Source organism: Pseudomonas sp. Z2-11 (assembly GCF_054161305.1).
The window spans coordinates 5,753,318-5,772,823 of record NZ_CP096395.1; the positions used below are offsets into that span (position 1 = coordinate 5,753,318).

The window sequence follows — 19,506 nt, forward strand, 5'->3', positions numbered from 1 at the left end:
CCGTGGTGAATCCTTCAGCTCAGTATTGCCCGAGCCACCGCTTTCGCGAGCAAGCCCGCTCCCACATTGAAATGCAATCTCATGTGGGAGCGGGCTTGCTCGCGAAGGCGGCAGTCCAGGCGACACAATTAGCGGATCAGTCTTCCAGCAGCTCTTCAGCCTGCCCCAGAATGTTCTCCAGGGTGAAGCCGAACTCCTCGAACAGCGCCGACGCAGGCGCCGACTCACCGTAGGTGGTCATGCCGATCACGCGGCCTTCCAGGCCCACGTACTTGTACCAGTAATCGGCGTGAGCGGCTTCGATGGCAATGCGCGCGCTGACCTGCAACGGCAACACCGCTTGCTTGTAGCCGGCATCCTGGGCGTCGAACACGCTGGTGCAAGGCATGGAGACCACGCGCACGTTGCGGCCCTGCCCGGTCAGCTTGTCGAAGGCCTGGACGGCCAGGCCGACTTCCGAACCGGTGGCGATCAGGATCAGCTCAGGCTCGCCGATGCAGTCCTTGAGCACGTAGCCGCCACGGCTGATGTCGCCGATCTGGCCGGCATCGCGCTCCTGGTGCTGCAGGTTCTGGCGCGAGAAGATCAACGCCGATGGGCCGTCGTTGCGCTCGATAGCGTGTTTCCAGGCCACAGCGGACTCCACGGCGTCGCATGGGCGCCAGGTGTCCAGGTTCGGCGTGCAGCGCAGGCTCGCCAGTTGCTCGATCGGCTGGTGAGTCGGGCCGTCTTCGCCCAGGCCGATGGAGTCGTGGGTGAATACGTACAGGATGCGTTTTTTCATCAGCGCCGACATGCGCACAGCGTTGCGGGCGTATTCCATGAACATCAGGAAGGTCGCGCCGTAAGGCACCAGGCCGCCGTGCAGGGCAACGCCGTTCATGATCGCGCTCATGCCGAACTCACGAACGCCGTAGTACATGTAGTTGCCGCTGGCGTCTTCGGCGGTTACACCCTTGCAGCCTTTCCACAGGGTCAGGTTGGAGCCTGCCAGGTCGGCCGAACCGCCCAGCAGTTCCGGCAGCAGCGGGCCGAAGGCATTCAGGGTGTTCTGGCTGGCCTTGCGGCTGGCGATGGTTTCGCCCTTGGCCGCGACTTCGGCGATGTAGGCAGAAGCTTTCTCGGCGAAGTCGGCCGGCAGCTCGCCGCTGAAGCGACGGACCAGTTCGTTGGCCAGCTCAGGGAATTCGGCGGAGTAGGCTGCAAAACGTTGGTCCCACTCGGCTTCGGCCGCGCGGCCTTTTTCCTTGGCGTCCCATTCGGCATAAATGTCGGCCGGGATTTCGAACGGGCCGTGTTCCCACTTCAGCGCGGCGCGGGTCAGGGCGATTTCCTCGGCGCCCAGTGGCGCGCCGTGGCAGTCTTCCTTGCCCTGCTTGTTCGGCGAGCCGAAACCGATGGTGGTCTTGCAGCAGATCAGTGTCGGCTGGGCGCTCTTGCGCGCAGTCTCGATGGCGATCTTGATTTCTTCCGGGTCGTGACCGTCGACGTTGCGGATCACCAGCCAGTTGTAGGCTTCGAAGCGCTTGGGGGTGTCGTCGGTGAACCAGCCTTCGACCTCGCCGTCGATGGAAATGCCGTTGTCATCGTAGAAGGCGATCAGCTTGTCCAGGCCCAGGGTACCGGCCAGGGAAGCGACTTCGTGGGAAATGCCTTCCATCATGCAGCCATCACCCAGGAACACGTAGGTGTGGTGATCGACGATGTCGTGGCCCGGACGGTTGAACTGCGCCGCCAGGACTTTTTCCGCCAAAGCGAAGCCCACGGCGTTGGCCAGGCCCTGGCCCAACGGACCGGTGGTGGTTTCAACGCCCGGGGTGTAGCCGTATTCCGGGTGGCCCGGGGTGCGGCTGTGCAGCTGGCGGAAGTTCTTCAGGTCATCGATCGACAGGTCATAGCCGGTCAGGTGCAGCAGCGAGTAGATCAACATCGAGCCGTGGCCGTTGGACAGCACGAAGCGGTCGCGGTCGGCAAACGATGGGTTGCTCGGGTTGTGCTTGAGGTAGTCGCGCCAAAGCACCTCGGCGATATCCGCCATACCCATGGGGGCACCGGGATGGCCGCTGTTGGCTTTCTGCACGGCATCCATGCTGAGGGCACGAATGGCATTGGCACGCTCACGACGGCTGGGCATCGCTGATCTCCTGGGTTTTGAATAACGAAACTGAAAAAGGCGAGCATTTTCCCTCACCCACCCGCCTCGGGGCAATCAGATACTCGTCCAAAGGCGATATTTGCGCCGGATAAAGCCGCATCGGTCAGGTGAAACCTTTCCGCTGTTGCTGGGTAGAGTCAAGCTGCTGCTGGGAAGTGCCATTTATCGAGCAATATCAAAACTTTTTGATATTGACCTTGCGATGCGCCAGACCCGTCACTAGACTGCCGCCCATGAATTTACGCGTGCCTTCCATTCGCCATGACGATTGCGATGAGCTGGCGGCCCTTTGCAAGGCCGGCGGCGATCCGCTGCGGCTCAATGTATTGCGCGCCCTGGCCAACGACTCGTTCGGCGTTCTGGAACTGGCGCAGATCTTCGGCATCGGCCAGTCCGGCATGAGCCACCATTTGAAGGTGCTGGCCCAGGCCGACCTGGTGGCGACGCGCCGTGAAGGCAACGCCATCTTTTACCGCCGTGCCCTGCCCCACACCGAACTGCTGGGCGGCAAGCTGCACGCAGCGCTGCTTGAAGAGGTGGACGAACTGGACTTGCCGCTGGACGTGCAAGCTCGCATCGCCCAGGTACACGGGCAACGAGCCGCCGCCAGCCAGGACTTTTTCGCCCGGGTGGCGGAAAAATTTCGCGCCCAGCAGGACCTGATCGCAGGACTGCCGCAATACCGTGACAGCGTCGTGGCGCTGCTGGACAAGCTCAGCTTCGAGCCCACCGCCACAGCGATGGAAGTCGGCCCCGGTGACGGTGCATTCCTGCCGGAACTGGCGCGGCGCTTCAGCCAGGTGACCGCGCTGGACAACAGCCCGGCGATGCTCGAACTGGCCCGCCAGGTGTGCGAACGTGAGTCCCTGGCTAATGTCCGCCTGCAACTGGCCGATGCCCTCAACGGTGTGAGCCTGCAGGCCGACTGTGTTGTATTGAACATGGTGCTTCACCATTTTGCCGCGCCGGCCGATGCACTCAAGCACATGGCCAACCTGCTGCAACCGGGCGGTAGCCTGTTGGTGACAGAGTTATGCAGCCACAACCAGAGTTGGGCCAAGGAGGCCTGCGGTGATCTCTGGCTGGGGTTTGAACAGGACGATCTGGCCCGTTGGGCCACCGCTGCGGGCCTCGTGCCCGGGGAAAGCCTCTATGTAGGCTTACGTAATGGTTTCCAGATCCAGGTTCGCCATTTTCAGCGACCGGCTGGCGACACTCACCATCGGTAACTTGTAGGAAAACATCGAGATGAGCGAATACTCCCTTTTCACCTCCGAGTCCGTGTCTGAAGGGCATCCGGACAAAATCGCCGACCAGATTTCTGATGCGGTGCTGGACGCCATCATTGCTGAAGACAAGTTCGCCCGCGTGGCGTGCGAGACTCTGGTGAAAACGGGCGTGGCGATCATCGCCGGCGAAGTCACCACCTCGGCCTGGGTCGACCTGGAGCAGATCGTTCGCGACGTGATCCTGGGCATCGGCTACAACAGCTCCGACGTCGGCTTCGATGGCGCGACCTGCGGCGTGATGAACATCATCGGCAAGCAGTCCCCGGACATCAACCAGGGCGTTGACCGCGCCAAGCCGGAAGATCAGGGCGCTGGCGACCAGGGCCTGATGTTCGGCTACGCCAGCAACGAAACCGACGTACTGATGCCGGCACCGATCACCTTTTCGCACCAGCTGGTCCAGCGCCAGGCTGAAGCGCGCAAATCCGGCCTGCTGCCTTGGCTGCGCCCGGACGCCAAGTCCCAGGTGACCTGCCGTTACGAAGGTGGCAAGGTGGTTGGCATCGACGCCGTCGTGCTGTCGACCCAGCACAACCCGGAAGTGTCCTACAAAGACCTGCGCGAAGGCGTGATGGAGCTGATCGTCAAGCACGTGCTGCCTGCCGAACTGCTGTCCAAGGACACCCAGTTCCACATCAACCCGACCGGCCAGTTCATCATCGGCGGCCCAGTGGGCGACTGCGGCCTGACCGGTCGCAAGATCATCGTCGACAGCTACGGCGGCATGGCCCGTCATGGCGGCGGCGCGTTCTCCGGCAAGGACCCGTCCAAGGTTGACCGTTCGGCCGCCTACGCCGGTCGTTATGTGGCCAAGAACATCGTTGCCGCCGGCCTGGCCGAGCGCTGCGAGATCCAGGTGTCCTACGCCATCGGCGTCGCCCAGCCTACGTCGATTTCGCTGAACACCTTCGGCACCGGCAAGATTGGCGATGACAAGATCATCCAATTGGTCCGTGAAGTGTTCGACCTGCGTCCGTACGCGATCACCACCATGCTTGATCTGCTGCACCCGATGTACCAGGACACCGCAGCCTACGGCCACTTCGGCCGCACGCCGCAGACCAAGACGGTGGGTGACGATACCTTCACCACCTTCACCTGGGAAAAAACCGACCGCGCCGACGCACTGCGCGCCGCTGCCGGCCTGTAATACCCCACGGCTGTGAAAAGCCCCTGGCGACTCGGTCGCCAGGGGCTTTTTTACGCCTTCGTGGCGAGGGAGCTTGCTCCCGCTGGGGTGCGAAGCGCCCCCCCCTTCAAACCTCAGGGTGTATCAAGCTGTTCAAGTCCGCCGCGCCACCAACAAAAACGAAGCCGCGCTCGCCAGTAACCCCGCGCACATTCGGTTGAACAACCGCTTGCCACTCGGCCGGGCGAACAGCCGCCGGGCATAAATACCCATGTAGCAATACAAGCCAATGGCAACGCATTCCAATGCCAGGAACAGCCCGCCCAGCACCGCGAACTGCTGGGTGACGGTGCCCGCGCGGTCAACGAACTGTGGCAGGAAAGCGGTAAAAAGCAGGATTGCCTTCGGATTGCCGATCGCCACGAGGAATTCCTGGCGCGCCAGGCTGGCCATGCTCATCGAACTGGCCTCTGCCTCGCCGGCGGCTTCAGGTTGCGCACGCCACAACTGCACAGCGAGATAAAAAAGATAACCGGCACCGACGAGCTTGATGCCCAGGAACAACAGCTCCGAGGTGTGCAGCACCGCCGTCAGCCCCACCGCCGCCAGGGCAATCATGATCGCAAACGCCAGCAGGCGGCCGATGCCACCGCTGCAGGCGCGAACGAAACCATAGCGCGAGGCGTTGCTGATCGATAGCAGGTTGTTCGGGCCCGGCGCCATGTTCAGCGCAAAGCAGGCCGGGATAAAGACCGCGAGCGTGGTCAGGTCCATCGGTTGCACTCCTGGCAGAGCGGATCGAGCGTCCATTCTGCACCGCTCAGTGACGCGTTCAAGGCACAGTTGCCCGGGCAAATCGCTCCCGACTGTACCGCCACAGCTTCGCCATCGCGCTTGGCAAAACCCGGTAACGCACCGGACCTCGCGCCTTTTGCAACACTGACTAGCCTTCCAGTACTTCACCTGGCAAGGATGCTTCGATGCTGTCGTTACTGCGTGCACTTGTAGGCTTTTTACTGACCATGCCCGTCCTCGCGGCCCCCTGCCCGAGTGGTCCAACCGAAGGTGTCCAGGCACAGGTCGACGTCCTCCAGCAACAGATCGATGACTGGGACGATGCCTATCACCGCCTCGGCCACTCCTTGGTGGCCGATGAGCTTTACGATCAGTCCCGAGCGCAACTGGAATATTGGCGCAACTGCCTTGGCCTCGGGTCGCCAGGCACGCCCTTGCGCTCCGCTGGCGGGAAAGTCCCCCACCCGATCGCTCATACCGGCCTGGATAAACTCAAGGACGCCGATGCCGTGCGCAGCTGGTTGGACAGTCGCGACGACGTCTGGGCCCAGCCGAAAGTCGATGGCGTAGCGGTTACCCTGGCTTATCGCGGTGGACACCTGCACCAGGCGATCAGCCGCGGCGATGGCATCCAGGGACATGACTGGACCAACACTGCACGAAAGATCCGCGACATCCCCCAGCGGTTGCGCGAACCTGCGGACCTGCTCGTCCAGGGCGAGCTCTACTGGCGGCTCGACGATCACGTACAGGCCGTCAGCGGCAGCCTTAACGCCCGATCAATCGTGGCGGGATTGATGGCCCGCAAGGACCTGAGCGCGGAACAGGCGTCTGGCATCGGCCTGTTCGTGTGGGAGTGGCCGGAAGGGCCGGCGACCCTGCCTGAACGGATTGCCGAGCTGAAAGAGCTGGGTTTCGCCGATGCGACCGTTTATAGCCAGCCCATCCAGGCATTGGCCGATGCGCAACACTGGCGCAACCACTGGTACCGCACGCCGCTGCCGTTCGCCAGCGACGGGGTCGTCTTGCGCCAGAGTCGTCGCCCGTCCGCCGATCGCTGGCGAGCCCGGGCGCCCTCCTGGAGCGTGGCATGGAAATACCCACACGCCCAGGCGCTGGCCGAGGTGCGCGATGTGCGTTTCAAGATCGGCCGCACCGGGCGTATTACGCCGGTGCTGGAGCTTGCGCCGGTGATGCTCGACGACCGACAGATTCGCCGGGTAAGCGTCAGCTCACTCAAGCGCTGGGAAGGCATGGATATCCGCCCCGGCGACCAGGTCGCCATCAGCCTGGCCGGGTTGACCATTCCGCGGCTCGACAGTGTCGTGCTGCGCAGTGTCGAGCGCCGGAGCCTCAACATCCCCGCCGCTGCCGATCATCACTTCTTGAGCTGCTGGCAACCGACGCCTGGCTGTGAAAGCCAGTTCCTCGCGCGCCTGAACTGGCTCAGCGGCAAGCACGGGCTCGCCCTGCCCCATGTTGGCCCCGGCACCTGGGAGCAACTGCTGGCCGCCGGCCAGCTGGACGGATTGCTGGATTGGTTGACCCTTGATGCCGCCGAGCTTGCTAACATTGCCGGTTTCGGCGAACGCAACAGCGCACGTCTGCTCGCCAGCCTGGACAGCGCCCGGCAGCGCCCCTTCCGTCAATGGCTCAAGGCGCTTGGCGTACCGCCCACCGGAGGGGCAAGGCTCGAGGAGCGCTGGGAGGTCCTGGCTGAACGCGACACTGAACAATGGCAAGCCGAAACGGGTATCGGGCCGGGACGCGCCGCGCAACTGAGCGCTTTTTTTCGCGACCCGCAGGTACTGGCCTTGAGTGAAACATTACGCACCGCAGGGGTCGATGGCTTCTAGTCCGGCCCGTGCGGTTGAACCCAAGAGACGGGAGGCGCTCCAACTGCGCATCTGTCCCGACCGCTCGTGAGTTTTTATACGGAGTTGCTATGAATTTCCTGTACCCCGTTGCCCTGCTGGCCTTATGCGGTGCCATGGCCACCCCCTTGATGGCGGATGAACAGAGCCCGGAACTGACCGGTTGTGCAGCCAAGCGCCAAGGCATCATCAACCAGATCGAACTGGCCAAGTCCCGAGGCAATCAGGACCAGCAGGCCGGGCTGGAAACAGCCCTGGCCGAAGTCACCACCCACTGCACCGATGCTTCCCTGCGTAAGGAGCGTGAAAACAAGGTGCTGGAGGCCAAGCATGAAGTCAGTCGCCGTCAGGCCGATTTGGAAAAGGCCATGAAAAAAGGCGATGCGGAGAAAATCAACAAGCGCAAGGACAAGCTGGCGGCGTCCCGCAAGGAGCTGCAGGAAGCGGTGGACGAGTTGGATAAATAAGCACCGGGCTGGATTTCAATAGTCCCGGAATTCCTTATGACAGGCACTGCACGCATCCTCGACCTTCTGCACCGCCGGCCCCAGGTTACTGGCCCGGTAGGGCTGGACCCGACTGGCGGTCACCAACTCGGCGGTGGCCGCTTCGAGACTGCGGGCCAGTTCCTGGAAACGCGCCTGCTTCTGCCAGACTTCGTCCCGGGCACTGGTGTGATCCTGCTCAGGCACCTGCGGAAAATGTTTCCACGGCTCATGGGAAAGTTGATCCAGTTGCACCGCGCCTTCGGCGAAACGCGGGCCATCGAACGGAACACGACCACGCAACATGCCACCCAACTCTTCGTTGGTCTTGAGCATCTGCTTGAAAATCGTCTTGCGCTGGCCCAGTGGTGAGTTGGGATCGACACCACCACAGGCGGACAGCATCAGGCAGGCCAGCACCGCCATGGAAAATCGTCTTACAAACATTTTGGCCTCTGGACAGAAAACGACCGCTAGTATCCCCGGGTCGTCGGAAAACACCAATGGCCCCATCAATAATACGGGTGCCAGGCGCATGACAGCGCCTGGACGACCGCAAAGGAAATATCATGAACAGCCGCTTCAAGTCCTGGCGCACGGGCCTGGCGTTGACCTTACCGCTGATTGCACTGCTGGCCGGCTGCAACCGCGGCGAAAAGGTCGAGGAGCCTCAGACTCATGCCCTCGCCACCTACTTCAGCGCGCCCTGGGAGGCACTTCCGTCGGTAGCCGATGAAGACCTGCTTGCCGGCTTCGGCGCCTGGCGCAGCGCCTGCACTCGCCTCAAGGCCGATGCGGCCTGGGGGCCGACCTGCGCGGCGGCGGCCAATGTGCCGCAAACCGCCTCGGCGGTACGCAATTTCCTGAAACAGAACCTCGACGTCTATGGCCTGCGCTCGGGCGACAACAGCCCCAACGGCCTGATTACCGGCTACTACGAGCCGGTCTATCCTGGCAGCCTCACGCAGACCGCCACGGCGAATATCCCGGTCTACGGTGTGCCTGAAGACATGATCGTCGTGGCGCTGGACAGCCTCTACCCGGAGCTCAAGGGCAAGCGCCTGCGCGGGCGTCTCGAAGGCCGCGTGCTGAAACCCTACGACGACGCCAGCACCATCGAGACCAACGGCGTGAAGGCGCCGGTCATCGCCTGGCTCACCGACCCGATGAACCTGCAATTCCTGCAGATCCAGGGTTCGGGACGCATCCGGCTCGATGACGGCCGCCAGTTGCGCATCGGTTATGCCGACCAGAATGGCCACCCCTACCGGCCCATCGGCCGCTGGCTGGTGGAACAGGGCGAGCTGAAAAAAGAAGACGTGACCATGGGCACCATCAGTGCCTGGGCCAAGGCCCATCCGGAGCGGATCCCCGAGTTGCTGGGCAGCAACCCCAGCTATGTATTTTTCAACCGCAACCCCGACAGCAACGAAGGCCCGCGAGGCTCGTTGAATGTACCGCTTACCGCCGGCTACAGCGTGGCGGTGGATCGCAAGGTGATTCCGTTGGGCAGCCTGCTGTGGCTGTCGACGACTCGCCCCGATGGTAGCGCCCTGAACCGTCCCGTCGCCGCCCAGGACACAGGGGGCGCGATCTCTGGCGAAGTCCGAGCGGATCTGTTCTGGGGCACCGGGGACGCGGCCGGGCAACTGGCCGGGGACATGAAACAGCAAGGTCAGATCTGGATGTTGTGGCCCAAGGGCATGGCGCTGCCGCAAGTGCCACAGGTAGCGAATGCGGTCAGCGCCAATCCTTGAAGATGAGCTGATAGTGCGGGCCTGCTCGCGAAGAGGCCCGCATAAATATCAAATATTCAACAAACAGCCTCAGACCGAAACAAAGAAGAAACTCAGTACCAACCCTACCCCCACGAACCACACCAGCGAACGCAGGATCGCCCAGTCCGCCAGGTAGCAAATGATGTAGAGCAGGCGGCTGGTGATGAACAGCACCGCCAGCACATTGATGGTGACCAGCTCGGCATTGCCGGCCAGATGCGCGACGATCACGGCGGCGGCAAAAAACGGGGCGATTTCAAAGCTGTTCAATTGCGCGGCGTAGGCACGGCGGGGAGCGCCTTCGAGCGAGTCGAGAAAATCCCGGGGGTCGTGGTTATCTTGCAATCTGTATCTGCCGCCGGCCTTGGCGATGCCGATACACAGGTAAGGCAGGATAAAAGCAATCAAAACGCACCACAGGGCTACCGTCATACCGCATTTCCTTATTGAGTTTTATCGAGAATCGAGCGTCAAGCACCGCTAGAGCTTCATCACAGCATGCCAGCCCGCAGGCTAAGAGTCGCGGCCGGCCGAAAGGTTCTTTCAGCTAGCGCATGCCGAAAAGCACCACCACCGTTATACTGCACCCGACCACGCCGCACTCAGTTGCGCATAGATCAATTCCAATAATTCTGCTGCTGCCCGTTCATTCGAACCAAGGCATCGGCATGCGTATGCCTGATCAGAGCGTCAAGACTACAGACAGAGACCTTGCGCATGCCACTCGCCTTGCTTGCTTTGGCCGTCGCCGCTTTCGGCATCGGCACGACTGAATTCGTCATCATGGGGCTGTTGCCCGATGTCGCCCGTGACCTGGCCGTGAGCATTCCCCACGCCGGGCTGCTGATTACCGGCTATGCGCTGGGGGTGGTATTCGGCGCACCGATCCTGGCGATCGGCACCGCGAACATGCCGCGCAAGGCCACGCTGCTGGGCATGACGCTTATGTTCATTCTCGGCAACGTGCTCTGCGCCCTCGCGCCGAACTACGTCACGCTGATGGCTGCCCGAGTCATCACCGCGCTCTGTCACGGGGCATTTTTTGGCATCGGGTCGGTGGTGGCCGCCGGGCTGGTAGCACCGAACAAACGGGCCCAGGCGATTGCAATGATGTTCACCGGCCTGACCCTGGCGAATGTGCTGGGCGTGCCGCTGGGCACGGCCTTGGGTCAATACGCCGGCTGGCGATCGACGTTCTGGGCGGTAGCGGTCATCGGCGTGATTGCAGCCATCGCCCAATGGGTGTGGCTGCCCAAGGAAATTCCCATGGACAAGGCCAACCTCGCCAGTGAGTTCAAGGTGCTGGGCAAGGCCAATGTGCTGCTGGCGCTGGGCATGAGTGTGCTGGCTTCGACCAGCCTGTTCAGCGTGTTCACTTACATCGCACCGATCCTGCAGGACATCACTGGCGTGAGTCCCCACGGCATCACCGTCATGCTGTTGTTATTCGGCGTGGGCCTGACGGCGGGGAGTTTCTTGGGCGGACGCCTGGCTGACCGGCGCTTGCTGCCATCCCTTGTGGGCATGGCGCTGGCCGTGGTGCTGGTGCTCGCCGCGTTCAGCCAGACCAGCCAATCGGTGATTCCGGCGGCGATCACCCTGGTGTTGTGGGGCGTCTTTGCGTTCGCCCTGTGCCCGATCCTGCAATTGCTGATCATCGATCAGGCCCACGAAGCCCCCAACCTGGGCTCGACCCTGAACCAGAGCGCCTTCAACCTGGGCAACGCGGCCGGCGCCTGGATCGGCGGCCTGGTGGTCGCCAGCGGCGCCGACCTCGCCGATTTGCCGTGGACCGGCGCCCTGGTCGGCGGACTCACCGTACTGACCGCGCTTTACTTCATTTATCGGCAACGTCACGTCGGCGCGGCGGCAGGCCCTGCCGACTGAGGGGCGTATTGGTTTCGCTACGCACCTGGGCGTGGCTGATCAGCGCAAAGATGAAGCTGCCGCCGATGATGTTTCCCGCCAGGGTCGGCGCGGCGAACACCATCCAGAAGTCCTCCCACGACAGCTGCCCGGCAAACACCAGGTAAGACACCTCGGCCGATCCCACGACGATGTGGGTGAAATCCCCAAGCGCCATGAGGTAGGTGATGAGGACAATGATCCACATCTTGGCGTTCTCCATGGAGGGGATCATCCACACCATGGTTGCGATCATCCAGCCGGAAATGATGCCTTTGGCGAACATCTGGCCGGTGTCGTTCTCCATCACCTTGCGGCCAATCTCCAGAAAGGCCAGGTCGGTGCGCCGGTCAAAGATCGGCAGGTGCAGCATCACATAGGCCACCAGCAAGGTGCCGCACAGGTTGCCCACCAGCACCACGCCCCATAACCGGAACAACCGGCCGAAATTGCCCAACGTGGGTTTGCTCATGATCGGCAGCACCGCCGTCAGGGTGTTTTCGGTGAACAATTGCTGTCGCGCGAGGATCACGGCCAGGAAGCCGGCGCAGTAGCCAAAACTGGCGATGACCTTGAAGCCTTCATGGTCCGGCAACCGGGAGTTGAGCAGCCCCATCGCCATCAGCGACAAGCCCATCGTCAAACCGGCCGCCAGGGCCGACCACCACAGGGCGGCGACACTGCGCTCCAGCTCCTGATCACCCTGGGTGCGAATGATTTCATGCAATACCGCCGCCCGTGGCGGCTGGTTGCGGTCGACCTCGTGCTGCTCCTCTGCCGAGAGGTCAGGGGTCTTGCCGTCTTTATGAGTGTCCATACAGCTCCTGAACCGGTGGCGTGATGTACCTACGACACGCGGCGCTCGGAGCTGTTCAGTGGTGCCAGGAAATGACCGGCGCCGGTAATCCCGCCTTCGCGAGCAGGCTCGCTCCCACAGAGGATCCGGCGGTGGGGACTAATCCAATGTGGGAGCGAGCCTGCTCGCGAAGAACACTACGCCGACCCTATTCGACGGTATCGTCCTTGAACTGATCCTTGACGTACTTGATCTCGGTCCGGCCATGGGGCGCGGGCAAGCCGTCTTCACCGAGGTTGACGAAAACCATCTTTTCCACCGTCAGGATGCTCTTGCGAGTGATCTTGTTGCGCACTTCGCAGGTCAGGGTGATGGACGTGCGGCCGAACTCGGTGGCGGTGATACCCAGTTCGATGATGTCGCCCTGGCGCGAGGCGCTGACAAAGTTGATTTCGGAGATGTATTTGGTGACCACACGCTGGTTACCGAGCTGGACGATGGCATAGATCGCCGCTTCTTCGTCGATCCAGCGCAGCAGGCTGCCACCGAACAGCGTGCCGTTGGGGTTGAGGTCTTCGGGCTTGACCCATTTGCGGGTGTGGAAATTCATGTTCACTCCTGAGCGTCTGGCCGATGAATGCCGGCATCATGGCAGACCCGGAGGGCAGGCTCTACGTCGCCGCCCCTATGACGATCATCGGCATTTTTGATTTGCCGACAGAAACCCTTTGGAAGATCCGCTTAGCCCGTTATAATCGCCCCCGTTTCATCGGCCCACGCTTTGGGTCGTTCCCGCCACCTGTCCGAGGGGCGCTGCAGCAGGCTCGACCTGTCAGGCTCGGATGGGGCGTTGCTGATACGGGGTTCCCCGCACTGGCACTAAACGCACAACGGCGCCCATTCGCATACATTACGAATGGAGGCTCTTCATGAGCGCTGTTATCACGCCTGCAGCTTTTACCGACTACAAAGTCGCCGACATGTCCCTGGCTGCCTGGGGCCGTCGCGAAATCATCATCGCCGAATCCGAAATGCCTGCCCTGATGGGCCTGCGCCGCAAATACTCTGGCGAACAGCCATTGAAGGGCGCAAAAATCCTCGGCTGCATCCACATGACCATCCAGACCGCCGTGCTGATCGAAACCCTGGTTGCCCTGGGTGCCGAAGTGCGCTGGTCGTCCTGCAACATTTTCTCGACCCAGGATCAGGCCGCTGCCGCGATCGCCGCTGCCGGCATCCCGGTTTTTGCCTGGAAAGGCGAGACCGAGCAAGAGTACGAGTGGTGCCTGGAGCAGACCATCCTCAAGGATGGCCAGCCATGGGACACCAACATGATTCTTGACGACGGCGGCGACCTGACCGAGCTGCTGCACAAGAAATACCCGGCCGTGCTGGACAAGGTCCACGGCGTGACCGAAGAAACCACCACCGGCGTCCACCGCCTGCTGGACATGCTGGCCAAGGGCGAGCTGAAGATCCCGGCCATCAACGTCAACGACTCGGTGACCAAGAGCAAGAACGACAACAAGTACGGCTGCCGTCACAGCCTCAACGACGCCATCAAGCGCGGCACCGACCACTTGCTGTCCGGCAAGCAGGCGCTGGTGATCGGCTACGGTGACGTGGGCAAGGGTTCGGCCCAGTCCCTGCGTCAGGAAGGCATGATCGTCAAGGTGTCCGAAGTCGATCCGATCTGCGCCATGCAAGCCTGCATGGACGGTTTCGAACTGGTTTCGCCGTTCATCGACGGCAACAACGACGGCACCGAAGCCAGCGTCGACAAGGCACTGCTGGGCAAGATCGACCTGATCGTGACCACCACCGGCAACGTCAACGTCTGCGACGCCAACATGCTCAAGGCCCTGAAGAAGCGCGCCGTGGTCTGCAACATCGGTCACTTCGACAATGAAATCGACACCGCTTTCATGCGCAAGAACTGGGCATGGGAAGAAGTGAAGCCACAGGTGCACAAAGTTCACCGCACCGGTACCGGCAGCTTCGACCCGCAGAACGATGACTACCTGATCCTGCTGGCTGAAGGCCGCCTGGTGAACCTGGGCAACGCCACCGGTCACCCAAGCCGCATCATGGACGGTTCGTTCGCCAACCAGGTCCTGGCGCAGATCTTCCTGTTCGGCCAGAAATACGCCGACCTGCCACCGGCGCAGAAAGCCGAGCGCCTGACCGTTGAAGTATTGCCGAAGAAACTCGACGAAGAAGTGGCCCTGGAAATGGTCCGCGGTTTCGGCGGCGTGGTCACCAAGCTGACCAAGCAACAGGCTGATTACATCGGCGTGACCGTCGAAGGCCCGTTCAAGCCGCACGCCTACCGCTACTGATCGGCGCGGCTCCCCCTGCGGGAGCCGGCTCCTTTGTGGGAGCGAGCCTGCTCGCGATGCAGACACCTCGGTCCAGCTGCCGGACCGAGGCGATGCCAATCGCGAGCGAGCTCGCTCCCACAAAGAGCCCGAGCGCCTCACCGGCCTACGAGTTTCCAAGGATATGACCATGTCCCAAGAACGTCGCTACAGCTTCGAGTTCTTCCCGACGAAGACCGATGCTGGGCATGAAAAACTGATTGCCACTGCCCGACAGCTGGCAGGCTACAACCCCGATTTTTTCTCTTGCACCTATGGCGCCGGCGGTTCGACCCGTGACCGCACGATGAATACCGTGCTGCAGCTTGAAAGCGAAGTCAAAGTCCCGGCCGCTCCGCACTTGTCCTGCGTGGGCGACAGCAAGGATGACCTGCGCAGCCTGCTGACCCAATACCAGGCCGCCGGCATCAAGCGTATCGTCGCCCTGCGCGGTGACCTGCCTTCGGGCATGGGCATGGCCAGCGGTGAACTGCGCCACGCCAACGAGCTCGTCGAGTTCATCCGTCAGGAGACCGGCGAGCACTTTCATATTGAAATCGCCGCGTATCCGGAGATGCATCCGCAAGCACGCAATTTCGAAGACGACCTGAGCAATTTCGTGCGCAAGGCCAACGCCGGCGCCAACAGCGCGATTACCCAGTATTTCTTCAACGCCGACAGCTACTTCTACTTTGTCGAGCGTGTGCGCAAGCTGGGTGTCGAAATTCCGGTGGTACCGGGCATCATGCCGATCACCAACTACAGCAAACTGGCGCGTTTTTCCGACGCTTGCGGCGCGGAAATCCCGCGCTGGATCCGCAAGCAACTGGAAGCCTACGGCGACGACACGGCCAGCATCCAGCGCTTCGGCGAGGAGGTCATCACGCACATGTGTGAACGACTGTTGCAAGGTGGCGCGCCGGGCCTGCACTTCTACACGTTGAACCAGGCCGAGCCGAGCCTCGCGGTGTGGAACAACCTCAAGCTGCCGCGCTAGGCACTGAAGTGCCGGTACGCAAAGGCCCTGGTGAATACCCGGGCCTTTTTCATGCGCCTTGCAGGCAAAGGGCAACCAACCCGCGAGCCAGAGCGCTCTAGCTATTTGATGAGCTCTCATCGTAACCTCAGGCAATGCCCGTCTTTGCCCAACTCCTGACTGTCCTGTTACTCCTATGCCTGAGCGTTTGCGCCCGGGCCGAGAAGCTGCGCATCGTCACCGAACCCTGGGCGCCCTACGTCTATGAGGAGAACGGCAAGGCCCTGGGCCTGGACTATGAAACCACCGCCATCGTGTTCAAGCGTCTGGGCGTTGATGTCGAATGGCAGTTCCTGCCATGGAAGCGTTGCCTGGCGATGCTGGAACAGGGGCTGGCAGACGGTGCACTGGATATCTTTCGCAGCGAGGAGCGCGACTCCCTGCTGCTCTACCCGAGCGAACCGCTGTCGGACGTCGAGTTCGTGATGTTCTACGCCAATGCCCGGCCCCATCCGTTTCGCACGCTCGATGAGCTCGAAGGACTGACCGTCGGCACGTCTCCGGGTTATCTGTACAGCCAGGCGTTCAGGGAATCGACCCGGTTCAAGCGGGAAACCGCACCCACCCATGAAGCCAATTTCGGCAAGTTGCAGCTGGGCCGGATCGACCTGCTCATCACCGACCGCCGAGTGGGCCGGCATGTGCTCAAGGCGCTGCAACTGGGTGACCAGATCAGCGAAAATCCCACGGTCGTGAGCCGTCAAAGCCAATACCTGGCGGTACGGCGCAGCGCCGGCATGGATTTGCTGGTGCAGCGCTTCGGTGCTGAACTCAAGCGTTTCAAGCGCGAACCGGCCTATGCCGAGCTGAGCGCCCGCTATGGTGCCGACCCGGCCGGCAAGGCGGCACCGCAAGACCCGATACCCCACTGAAATACACCGTTGAGCAGCAGGAAAGCGGCGCGCGGCGATTGCTCTGTTATACTCGGGCCTTCCCGCCAGGCTCACGCCCGGACGCCCGGTCTTGCAAAAGGCATCCCGACACCGCTACAGCGCAGCTTCCAGCCCGCGCGAGCCCTGTCCGGACCCGTCTTCCAGACCCGGCAGGACCGGACGGGATGACGTCTTCCAATGACCGTCATTTGCGCCAGGCAAGACTATCCCATTGGGCCAGGCCCTCACTAAAAACAGGATTACTCATGTCCTTTGCTTCCCTCGGTCTCTCCGAGGCTTTAGTCGGCGCCATCGAAGCCGCCGGCTACACCCAGCCTACCCCGGTGCAACAGCGGGCCATCCCCGCCGTGTTGCAAGGTCGCGACCTGATGGTCGCCGCACAGACAGGTACTGGTAAAACCGGCGGTTTCGCCCTTCCGATCCTGGAGCGGCTGTTCCCCAACGGTCATCCGGACAAATCCCAGCGTCACGGCCCGCGCCAACCCCGCGTGCTGGTCCTGACCCCAACCCGCGAACTGGCGGCCCAGGTCCACGAGAGCTTCAAGGTCTACGCGCGTGACTTGAAGTTCGTCAGCGCCTGCATCTTCGGCGGCGTCGGCATGAACCCGCAAGTCCAGGCCATGGCCCGTGGCGTCGATGTCCTGGTGGCTTGCCCCGGCCGCCTGCTGGATCTAGCTGGCCAGGGCAGCGTCGACTTGTCCCACGTGGAAATCCTCGTGCTGGACGAAGCCGACCGCATGCTCGACATGGGTTTTGTCCATGACGTGAAGAAAGTGCTGGCCCGCCTGCCGGCCAAGCGCCAGAACCTGCTGTTCTCGGCGACGTTCTCCAAGGACATCACTGACCTTGCCGGCAAGCTGCTGCACAACCCGGAACGCATCGAAGTCACGCCGCCGAACACCACGGTCGAGCGCATCGAGCAGCGCGTGTTCCGCCTGCCGGCCAGCCACAAGCGTGCCCTGCTGGCCCACCTGATCACCACGGGCGCCTGGGAACAGGTCCTGGTCTTCACCCGCACCAAGCACGGCGCCAATCGCCTGGCCGAATACCTGGACAAGCACGGCCTGCCAGCTGTGGCGATCCACGGCAACAAGAGCCAGAACGCCCGTACCAAGGCCCTGGCCGATTTCAAGGCCGGCGAAGTGCGCATCCTTGTAGCCACCGACATCGCCGCCCGTGGCCTCGATATCGACCAGTTGCCTCACGTGGTCAACTTCGAGCTGCCGAACGTCGATGAAGATTACGTCCACCGTATCGGCCGTACCGGCCGGGCCGGTCGTTCGGGCGAGGCGATTTCCCTGGTCGCGCCGGATGAAGAGAAGTTGCTCAAAAGCATTGAGCGCATGACCAAGCAGAAAATCCCTGACGGCGACCTGATGGGCTTTGATGCCAGCACCATCGAGGCCGAGAAGCCTGAAGTGCGTGAGCGTCCGGATGTGCGCAACCCGCGCAATCCTCGTGGCCCGCGCGGCGACGGTCCGAATGGCGGCGGCGGTGGCGGCGGTCGTAAGGACAAAGGCAAGGACAAGGGCAAGGAAAAATCGGCCAGCAACAGCAACGGTCGCGGCGAACGCCCAGCCCGCGAGCAGAAGCCCCGCGAAGGCACTCCGGCCCGTGAGCAGCAACGCCCTGCCCCGCGCGCCGCGGCCGCCGACCGCGCCCCGGACGAATTCCTCGACGACGATGTCGATAACTTCGGTAACCGCGTGGACTACGTGCCGCAGCAGAAACCGGCCCAGGGTCGCGGTCGCCGTCCGGGCGCCCCGGCACCAGGCGCAGGTGCCGGCGCCCCCCGCGGTGGCCAGCCACAGGGTCGCCAGAACGGACCGCGCAACAGCAACGGCTCGTCCACCGGCACTCCGCCAGGCAAGCGCAGCGGTCCGCGTAATGGCGCCCCACGTGACGGCCAGGCCCGCCGCGAAGAGTCCCGTCCACGCCGCCCGGCACGTGATGATGACCAGCCTCGTCAGGAACCTGCCGTGCAGAACCCGCGTGGCAACCAGCCGAAAATCATGCACAAGGAATCGAAAGTCGATCGTTTCCCGACGCCTGAGCAGCTGGACCAATTGCCAAGCCGTCCACGTGGCGAAAAGCCGGCCTTGCTGACGCGCAATCGCTGAGTTTTCCAAGCCATGAAAAATGCCCCGGTTCTTGCGAGCCGGGGCATTTTTTATTAAGAGCTGGCCCCCTGTGGGAGCGAGCCTGCTCGCGAAAGCGGTGTCACAGCTGACTAGGATGCTGAATGTCACGGCCTCTTCGCGAGCAGGCTCGCTCCCACAGTGGCTTGGTGGTGTTCACAAATCTTGTGGAGACAAGCTCTCAAGAATGCTCTGTAATACCAAAATCTGCACAATAAAAAACGCCCCAGGCCGCAAGACCAGGGGCGTTTTTTTGTCAGGCGCGAACGTTACTTCGCCTGAACACCTTCAAACGTCACGTACAGCTCGACCACGTCGGATTTCGGACCCAGGTCTTTCTGCTTGCCGAAGTCGGAACGCTTGATGGTGGTAGTGCCTTCGAAGCCGGCACGGTAGCCACCCCATGGGTCCTTGCCTTCGCCCAGGAAGGTTGCCTTGACCACGACCGGCTTGGTCACGCCCAGCAGGGTCAGGTCACCGGTCACATCGGCGGTGTTTGCGCCGGTGGACTTGACGCTGGTGGACACGAAGGTGGCCTTGCCGAATTTGCTGGCGTTCAGGAAGTCAGCGCTGGCGATGTGCTTGTCACGTTCGGCGTGGTTGGTGAACACGCTGGCGGTGTTGACGTTGAATTCGATCTTGCTGGCTTCAGGCTTGGCGGCGTCGAAGCTGAACTTGCCGTCGATGTCCTTGAAGGTACCGGTGATGTAGCTGTAGCCCAGGTGGCTGATCTTGAAGTCGACGAAGGCGTGCTGGCCTTCCTTGTCAACCACGTAGTCTGCGGCCATGGCCTGGCCGGCGGACAGCAGGGCAGAACCGATTGCCAGGGCGGCGAGCGTCTTTTTCAACATGCTTTCTATTCCTTTGGAGTCGAGG

The 19,506-nt window shown here is 62.3% G+C and carries 16 protein-coding genes, 1 pseudogene and 1 riboswitch; of the genes and pseudogenes, 10 read left to right on the plus strand and 7 right to left on the minus strand.

What is annotated here, in order from left to right; genetic code table 11:
• Positions 1 to 136 precede the first annotated feature (136 nt).
• Positions 137 to 2,134, minus strand: coding sequence for a transketolase (tkt, locus tag M1E16_RS25620; RefSeq protein ID WP_434696556.1), 1,998 nt, complete (start codon positions 2,132 to 2,134; stop codon positions 137 to 139).
• A gap of 254 nt (positions 2,135 to 2,388) precedes the next feature.
• On the opposite strand from tkt, the gene M1E16_RS25625 reads away from it, so the two are divergent.
• Both M1E16_RS25625 and metK read left to right on the plus strand, forming a co-directional pair.
• Complete coding sequence (locus M1E16_RS25625; RefSeq protein ID WP_434560372.1) at positions 2,389 to 3,384, plus strand: ArsR/SmtB family transcription factor; 996 nt, start codon at positions 2,389 to 2,391, stop codon at positions 3,382 to 3,384.
• A 19-nt stretch (positions 3,385 to 3,403) separates the two neighbouring features.
• Entirely contained in the window at positions 3,404 to 4,594 is a 1,191-nt protein-coding gene (gene metK / locus M1E16_RS25630; RefSeq protein ID WP_030137860.1) for a methionine adenosyltransferase, read from the plus strand.
• A 132-nt stretch (positions 4,595 to 4,726) separates the two neighbouring features.
• Here metK and M1E16_RS25635 read toward each other — a convergent pair whose 3' ends face one another.
• Positions 4,727 to 5,347, minus strand: coding sequence for a LysE family translocator (locus M1E16_RS25635; RefSeq protein WP_434560370.1), 621 nt, complete (start codon positions 5,345 to 5,347; stop codon positions 4,727 to 4,729).
• Positions 5,348 to 5,553: 206 nt separating this feature from the next.
• On the opposite strand from M1E16_RS25635, the gene ligB reads away from it, so the two are divergent.
• Positions 5,554 to 7,224, plus strand: a complete 1,671-nt coding sequence (ligB, locus tag M1E16_RS25640) for an NAD-dependent DNA ligase LigB (protein WP_458128687.1) — start codon at positions 5,554 to 5,556, stop codon at positions 7,222 to 7,224.
• An 89-nt stretch (positions 7,225 to 7,313) separates the two neighbouring features.
• Positions 7,314 to 7,709, plus strand: a complete 396-nt coding sequence (locus tag M1E16_RS25645) for a DUF1090 domain-containing protein (protein WP_458128688.1) — start codon at positions 7,314 to 7,316, stop codon at positions 7,707 to 7,709.
• Between the two features lie 15 nt (positions 7,710 to 7,724).
• On the opposite strand, the gene M1E16_RS25650 is transcribed toward M1E16_RS25645, so the two are convergent.
• Positions 7,725 to 8,174: a c-type cytochrome gene (locus M1E16_RS25650; protein ID WP_458128689.1), complete on the minus strand. Its 450-nt coding sequence runs from the start codon at positions 8,172 to 8,174 to the stop codon at positions 7,725 to 7,727.
• 122 nt (positions 8,175 to 8,296) lie between these two features.
• Between M1E16_RS25650 and mltA the strand changes: the two genes are divergently transcribed.
• On the plus strand, positions 8,297 to 9,484 hold the full coding sequence (gene mltA / locus M1E16_RS25655; RefSeq protein ID WP_458128690.1) for a murein transglycosylase A: 1,188 nt from the start codon (positions 8,297 to 8,299) through the stop codon (positions 9,482 to 9,484).
• Positions 9,485 to 9,553: 69 nt separating this feature from the next.
• Here mltA and M1E16_RS25660 read toward each other — a convergent pair whose 3' ends face one another.
• Positions 9,554 to 9,937: an MAPEG family protein gene (locus tag M1E16_RS25660; protein ID WP_249877090.1), complete on the minus strand. Its 384-nt coding sequence runs from the start codon at positions 9,935 to 9,937 to the stop codon at positions 9,554 to 9,556.
• A 285-nt stretch (positions 9,938 to 10,222) separates the two neighbouring features.
• On the opposite strand from M1E16_RS25660, the gene M1E16_RS25665 reads away from it, so the two are divergent.
• Positions 10,223 to 11,392: an MFS transporter gene (locus M1E16_RS25665; protein ID WP_458128691.1), complete on the plus strand. Its 1,170-nt coding sequence runs from the start codon at positions 10,223 to 10,225 to the stop codon at positions 11,390 to 11,392.
• On the opposite strand, the gene M1E16_RS25670 is transcribed toward M1E16_RS25665, so the two are convergent.
• Together M1E16_RS25670 and M1E16_RS25675 are read right to left on the minus strand one after the other, a co-directional pair.
• Complete coding sequence (locus M1E16_RS25670) at positions 11,343 to 12,227, minus strand: formate/nitrite transporter family protein (RefSeq protein WP_434560358.1); 885 nt, start codon at positions 12,225 to 12,227, stop codon at positions 11,343 to 11,345. The two genes, M1E16_RS25665 and M1E16_RS25670, sit on opposite strands and share 50 nt — an antisense overlap.
• 187 nt (positions 12,228 to 12,414) lie before the next feature.
• Entirely contained in the window at positions 12,415 to 12,816 is a 402-nt protein-coding gene (locus M1E16_RS25675) for an acyl-CoA thioesterase (RefSeq protein WP_030137870.1), read from the minus strand.
• A 189-nt stretch (positions 12,817 to 13,005) separates the two neighbouring features.
• Positions 13,006 to 13,112, plus strand: a riboswitch (S-adenosyl-L-homocysteine riboswitch).
• Between the two features lie 23 nt (positions 13,113 to 13,135).
• Here M1E16_RS25675 and ahcY point away from each other — a divergent pair.
• The 4 genes and pseudogenes from ahcY to M1E16_RS25695 all read left to right on the plus strand — a co-directional run bounded on the left by ahcY (position 13,136) and on the right by M1E16_RS25695 (position 18,612).
• A complete protein-coding gene (gene ahcY, locus M1E16_RS25680; RefSeq protein WP_305498222.1) occupies positions 13,136 to 14,545 on the plus strand; it encodes an adenosylhomocysteinase in 1,410 nt (469 codons plus the stop codon).
• 169 nt (positions 14,546 to 14,714) lie between these two features.
• The gene (metF, locus tag M1E16_RS25685; protein ID WP_458128692.1) at positions 14,715 to 15,560 is read left to right on the plus strand and encodes a methylenetetrahydrofolate reductase [NAD(P)H]; all 846 of its coding nucleotides are present in this window, start codon (positions 14,715 to 14,717) and stop codon (positions 15,558 to 15,560) included.
• A gap of 134 nt (positions 15,561 to 15,694) precedes the next feature.
• Positions 15,695 to 16,506 (plus strand): annotated as a pseudogene (locus M1E16_RS25690) (substrate-binding periplasmic protein); the annotation flags it as partial.
• 231 nt (positions 16,507 to 16,737) lie between these two features.
• A complete protein-coding gene (locus M1E16_RS25695) occupies positions 16,738 to 18,612 on the plus strand; it encodes a DEAD/DEAH box helicase (RefSeq protein ID WP_458130368.1) in 1,875 nt (624 codons plus the stop codon).
• Positions 18,613 to 18,899: 287 nt separating this feature from the next.
• Here the strand turns inward: M1E16_RS25695 and M1E16_RS25700 are convergent, their stop codons facing one another.
• Positions 18,900 to 19,481 (minus strand): YceI family protein, encoded by a 582-nt coding sequence (locus tag M1E16_RS25700; protein WP_305498214.1) that lies wholly within the window; start codon positions 19,479 to 19,481, stop codon positions 18,900 to 18,902.
• Positions 19,482 to 19,506 lie beyond the last annotated feature (25 nt).

Excerpts from the sequence above, each read along its gene's own strand:
- M1E16_RS25670 (WP_434560358.1), bottom strand. The coding sequence starts at position 12,227 with ATGGACACTCATAAAGACGGCAAGACCCCTGACCTCTCGGCAGAGGAG.
- tkt (WP_434696556.1), bottom strand. The coding sequence starts at position 2,134 with ATGCCCAGCCGTCGTGAGCGTGCCAATGCCATTCGTGCCCTCAGCATG.
- M1E16_RS25645 (WP_458128688.1), top strand. The coding sequence starts at position 7,314 with ATGAATTTCCTGTACCCCGTTGCCCTGCTGGCCTTATGCGGTGCCATG.
- M1E16_RS25700 (WP_305498214.1), bottom strand. The coding sequence starts at position 19,481 with ATGTTGAAAAAGACGCTCGCCGCCCTGGCAATCGGTTCTGCCCTGCTG.
- M1E16_RS25665 (WP_458128691.1), top strand. The coding sequence starts at position 10,223 with ATGCCACTCGCCTTGCTTGCTTTGGCCGTCGCCGCTTTCGGCATCGGC.
- M1E16_RS25635 (WP_434560370.1), bottom strand. The coding sequence starts at position 5,347 with ATGGACCTGACCACGCTCGCGGTCTTTATCCCGGCCTGCTTTGCGCTG.
- M1E16_RS25660 (WP_249877090.1), bottom strand. The coding sequence starts at position 9,937 with ATGACGGTAGCCCTGTGGTGCGTTTTGATTGCTTTTATCCTGCCTTAC.
- M1E16_RS25650 (WP_458128689.1), bottom strand. The coding sequence starts at position 8,174 with ATGTTTGTAAGACGATTTTCCATGGCGGTGCTGGCCTGCCTGATGCTG.
- metF (WP_458128692.1), top strand. The coding sequence starts at position 14,715 with ATGTCCCAAGAACGTCGCTACAGCTTCGAGTTCTTCCCGACGAAGACC.
- M1E16_RS25695 (WP_458130368.1), top strand. The coding sequence starts at position 16,738 with ATGTCCTTTGCTTCCCTCGGTCTCTCCGAGGCTTTAGTCGGCGCCATC.
- mltA (WP_458128690.1), top strand. The coding sequence starts at position 8,297 with ATGAACAGCCGCTTCAAGTCCTGGCGCACGGGCCTGGCGTTGACCTTA.
- M1E16_RS25675 (WP_030137870.1), bottom strand. The coding sequence starts at position 12,816 with ATGAATTTCCACACCCGCAAATGGGTCAAGCCCGAAGACCTCAACCCC.
- ligB (WP_458128687.1), top strand. The coding sequence starts at position 5,554 with ATGCTGTCGTTACTGCGTGCACTTGTAGGCTTTTTACTGACCATGCCC.
- M1E16_RS25625 (WP_434560372.1), top strand. The coding sequence starts at position 2,389 with ATGAATTTACGCGTGCCTTCCATTCGCCATGACGATTGCGATGAGCTG.
- metK (WP_030137860.1), top strand. The coding sequence starts at position 3,404 with ATGAGCGAATACTCCCTTTTCACCTCCGAGTCCGTGTCTGAAGGGCAT.
- ahcY (WP_305498222.1), top strand. The coding sequence starts at position 13,136 with ATGAGCGCTGTTATCACGCCTGCAGCTTTTACCGACTACAAAGTCGCC.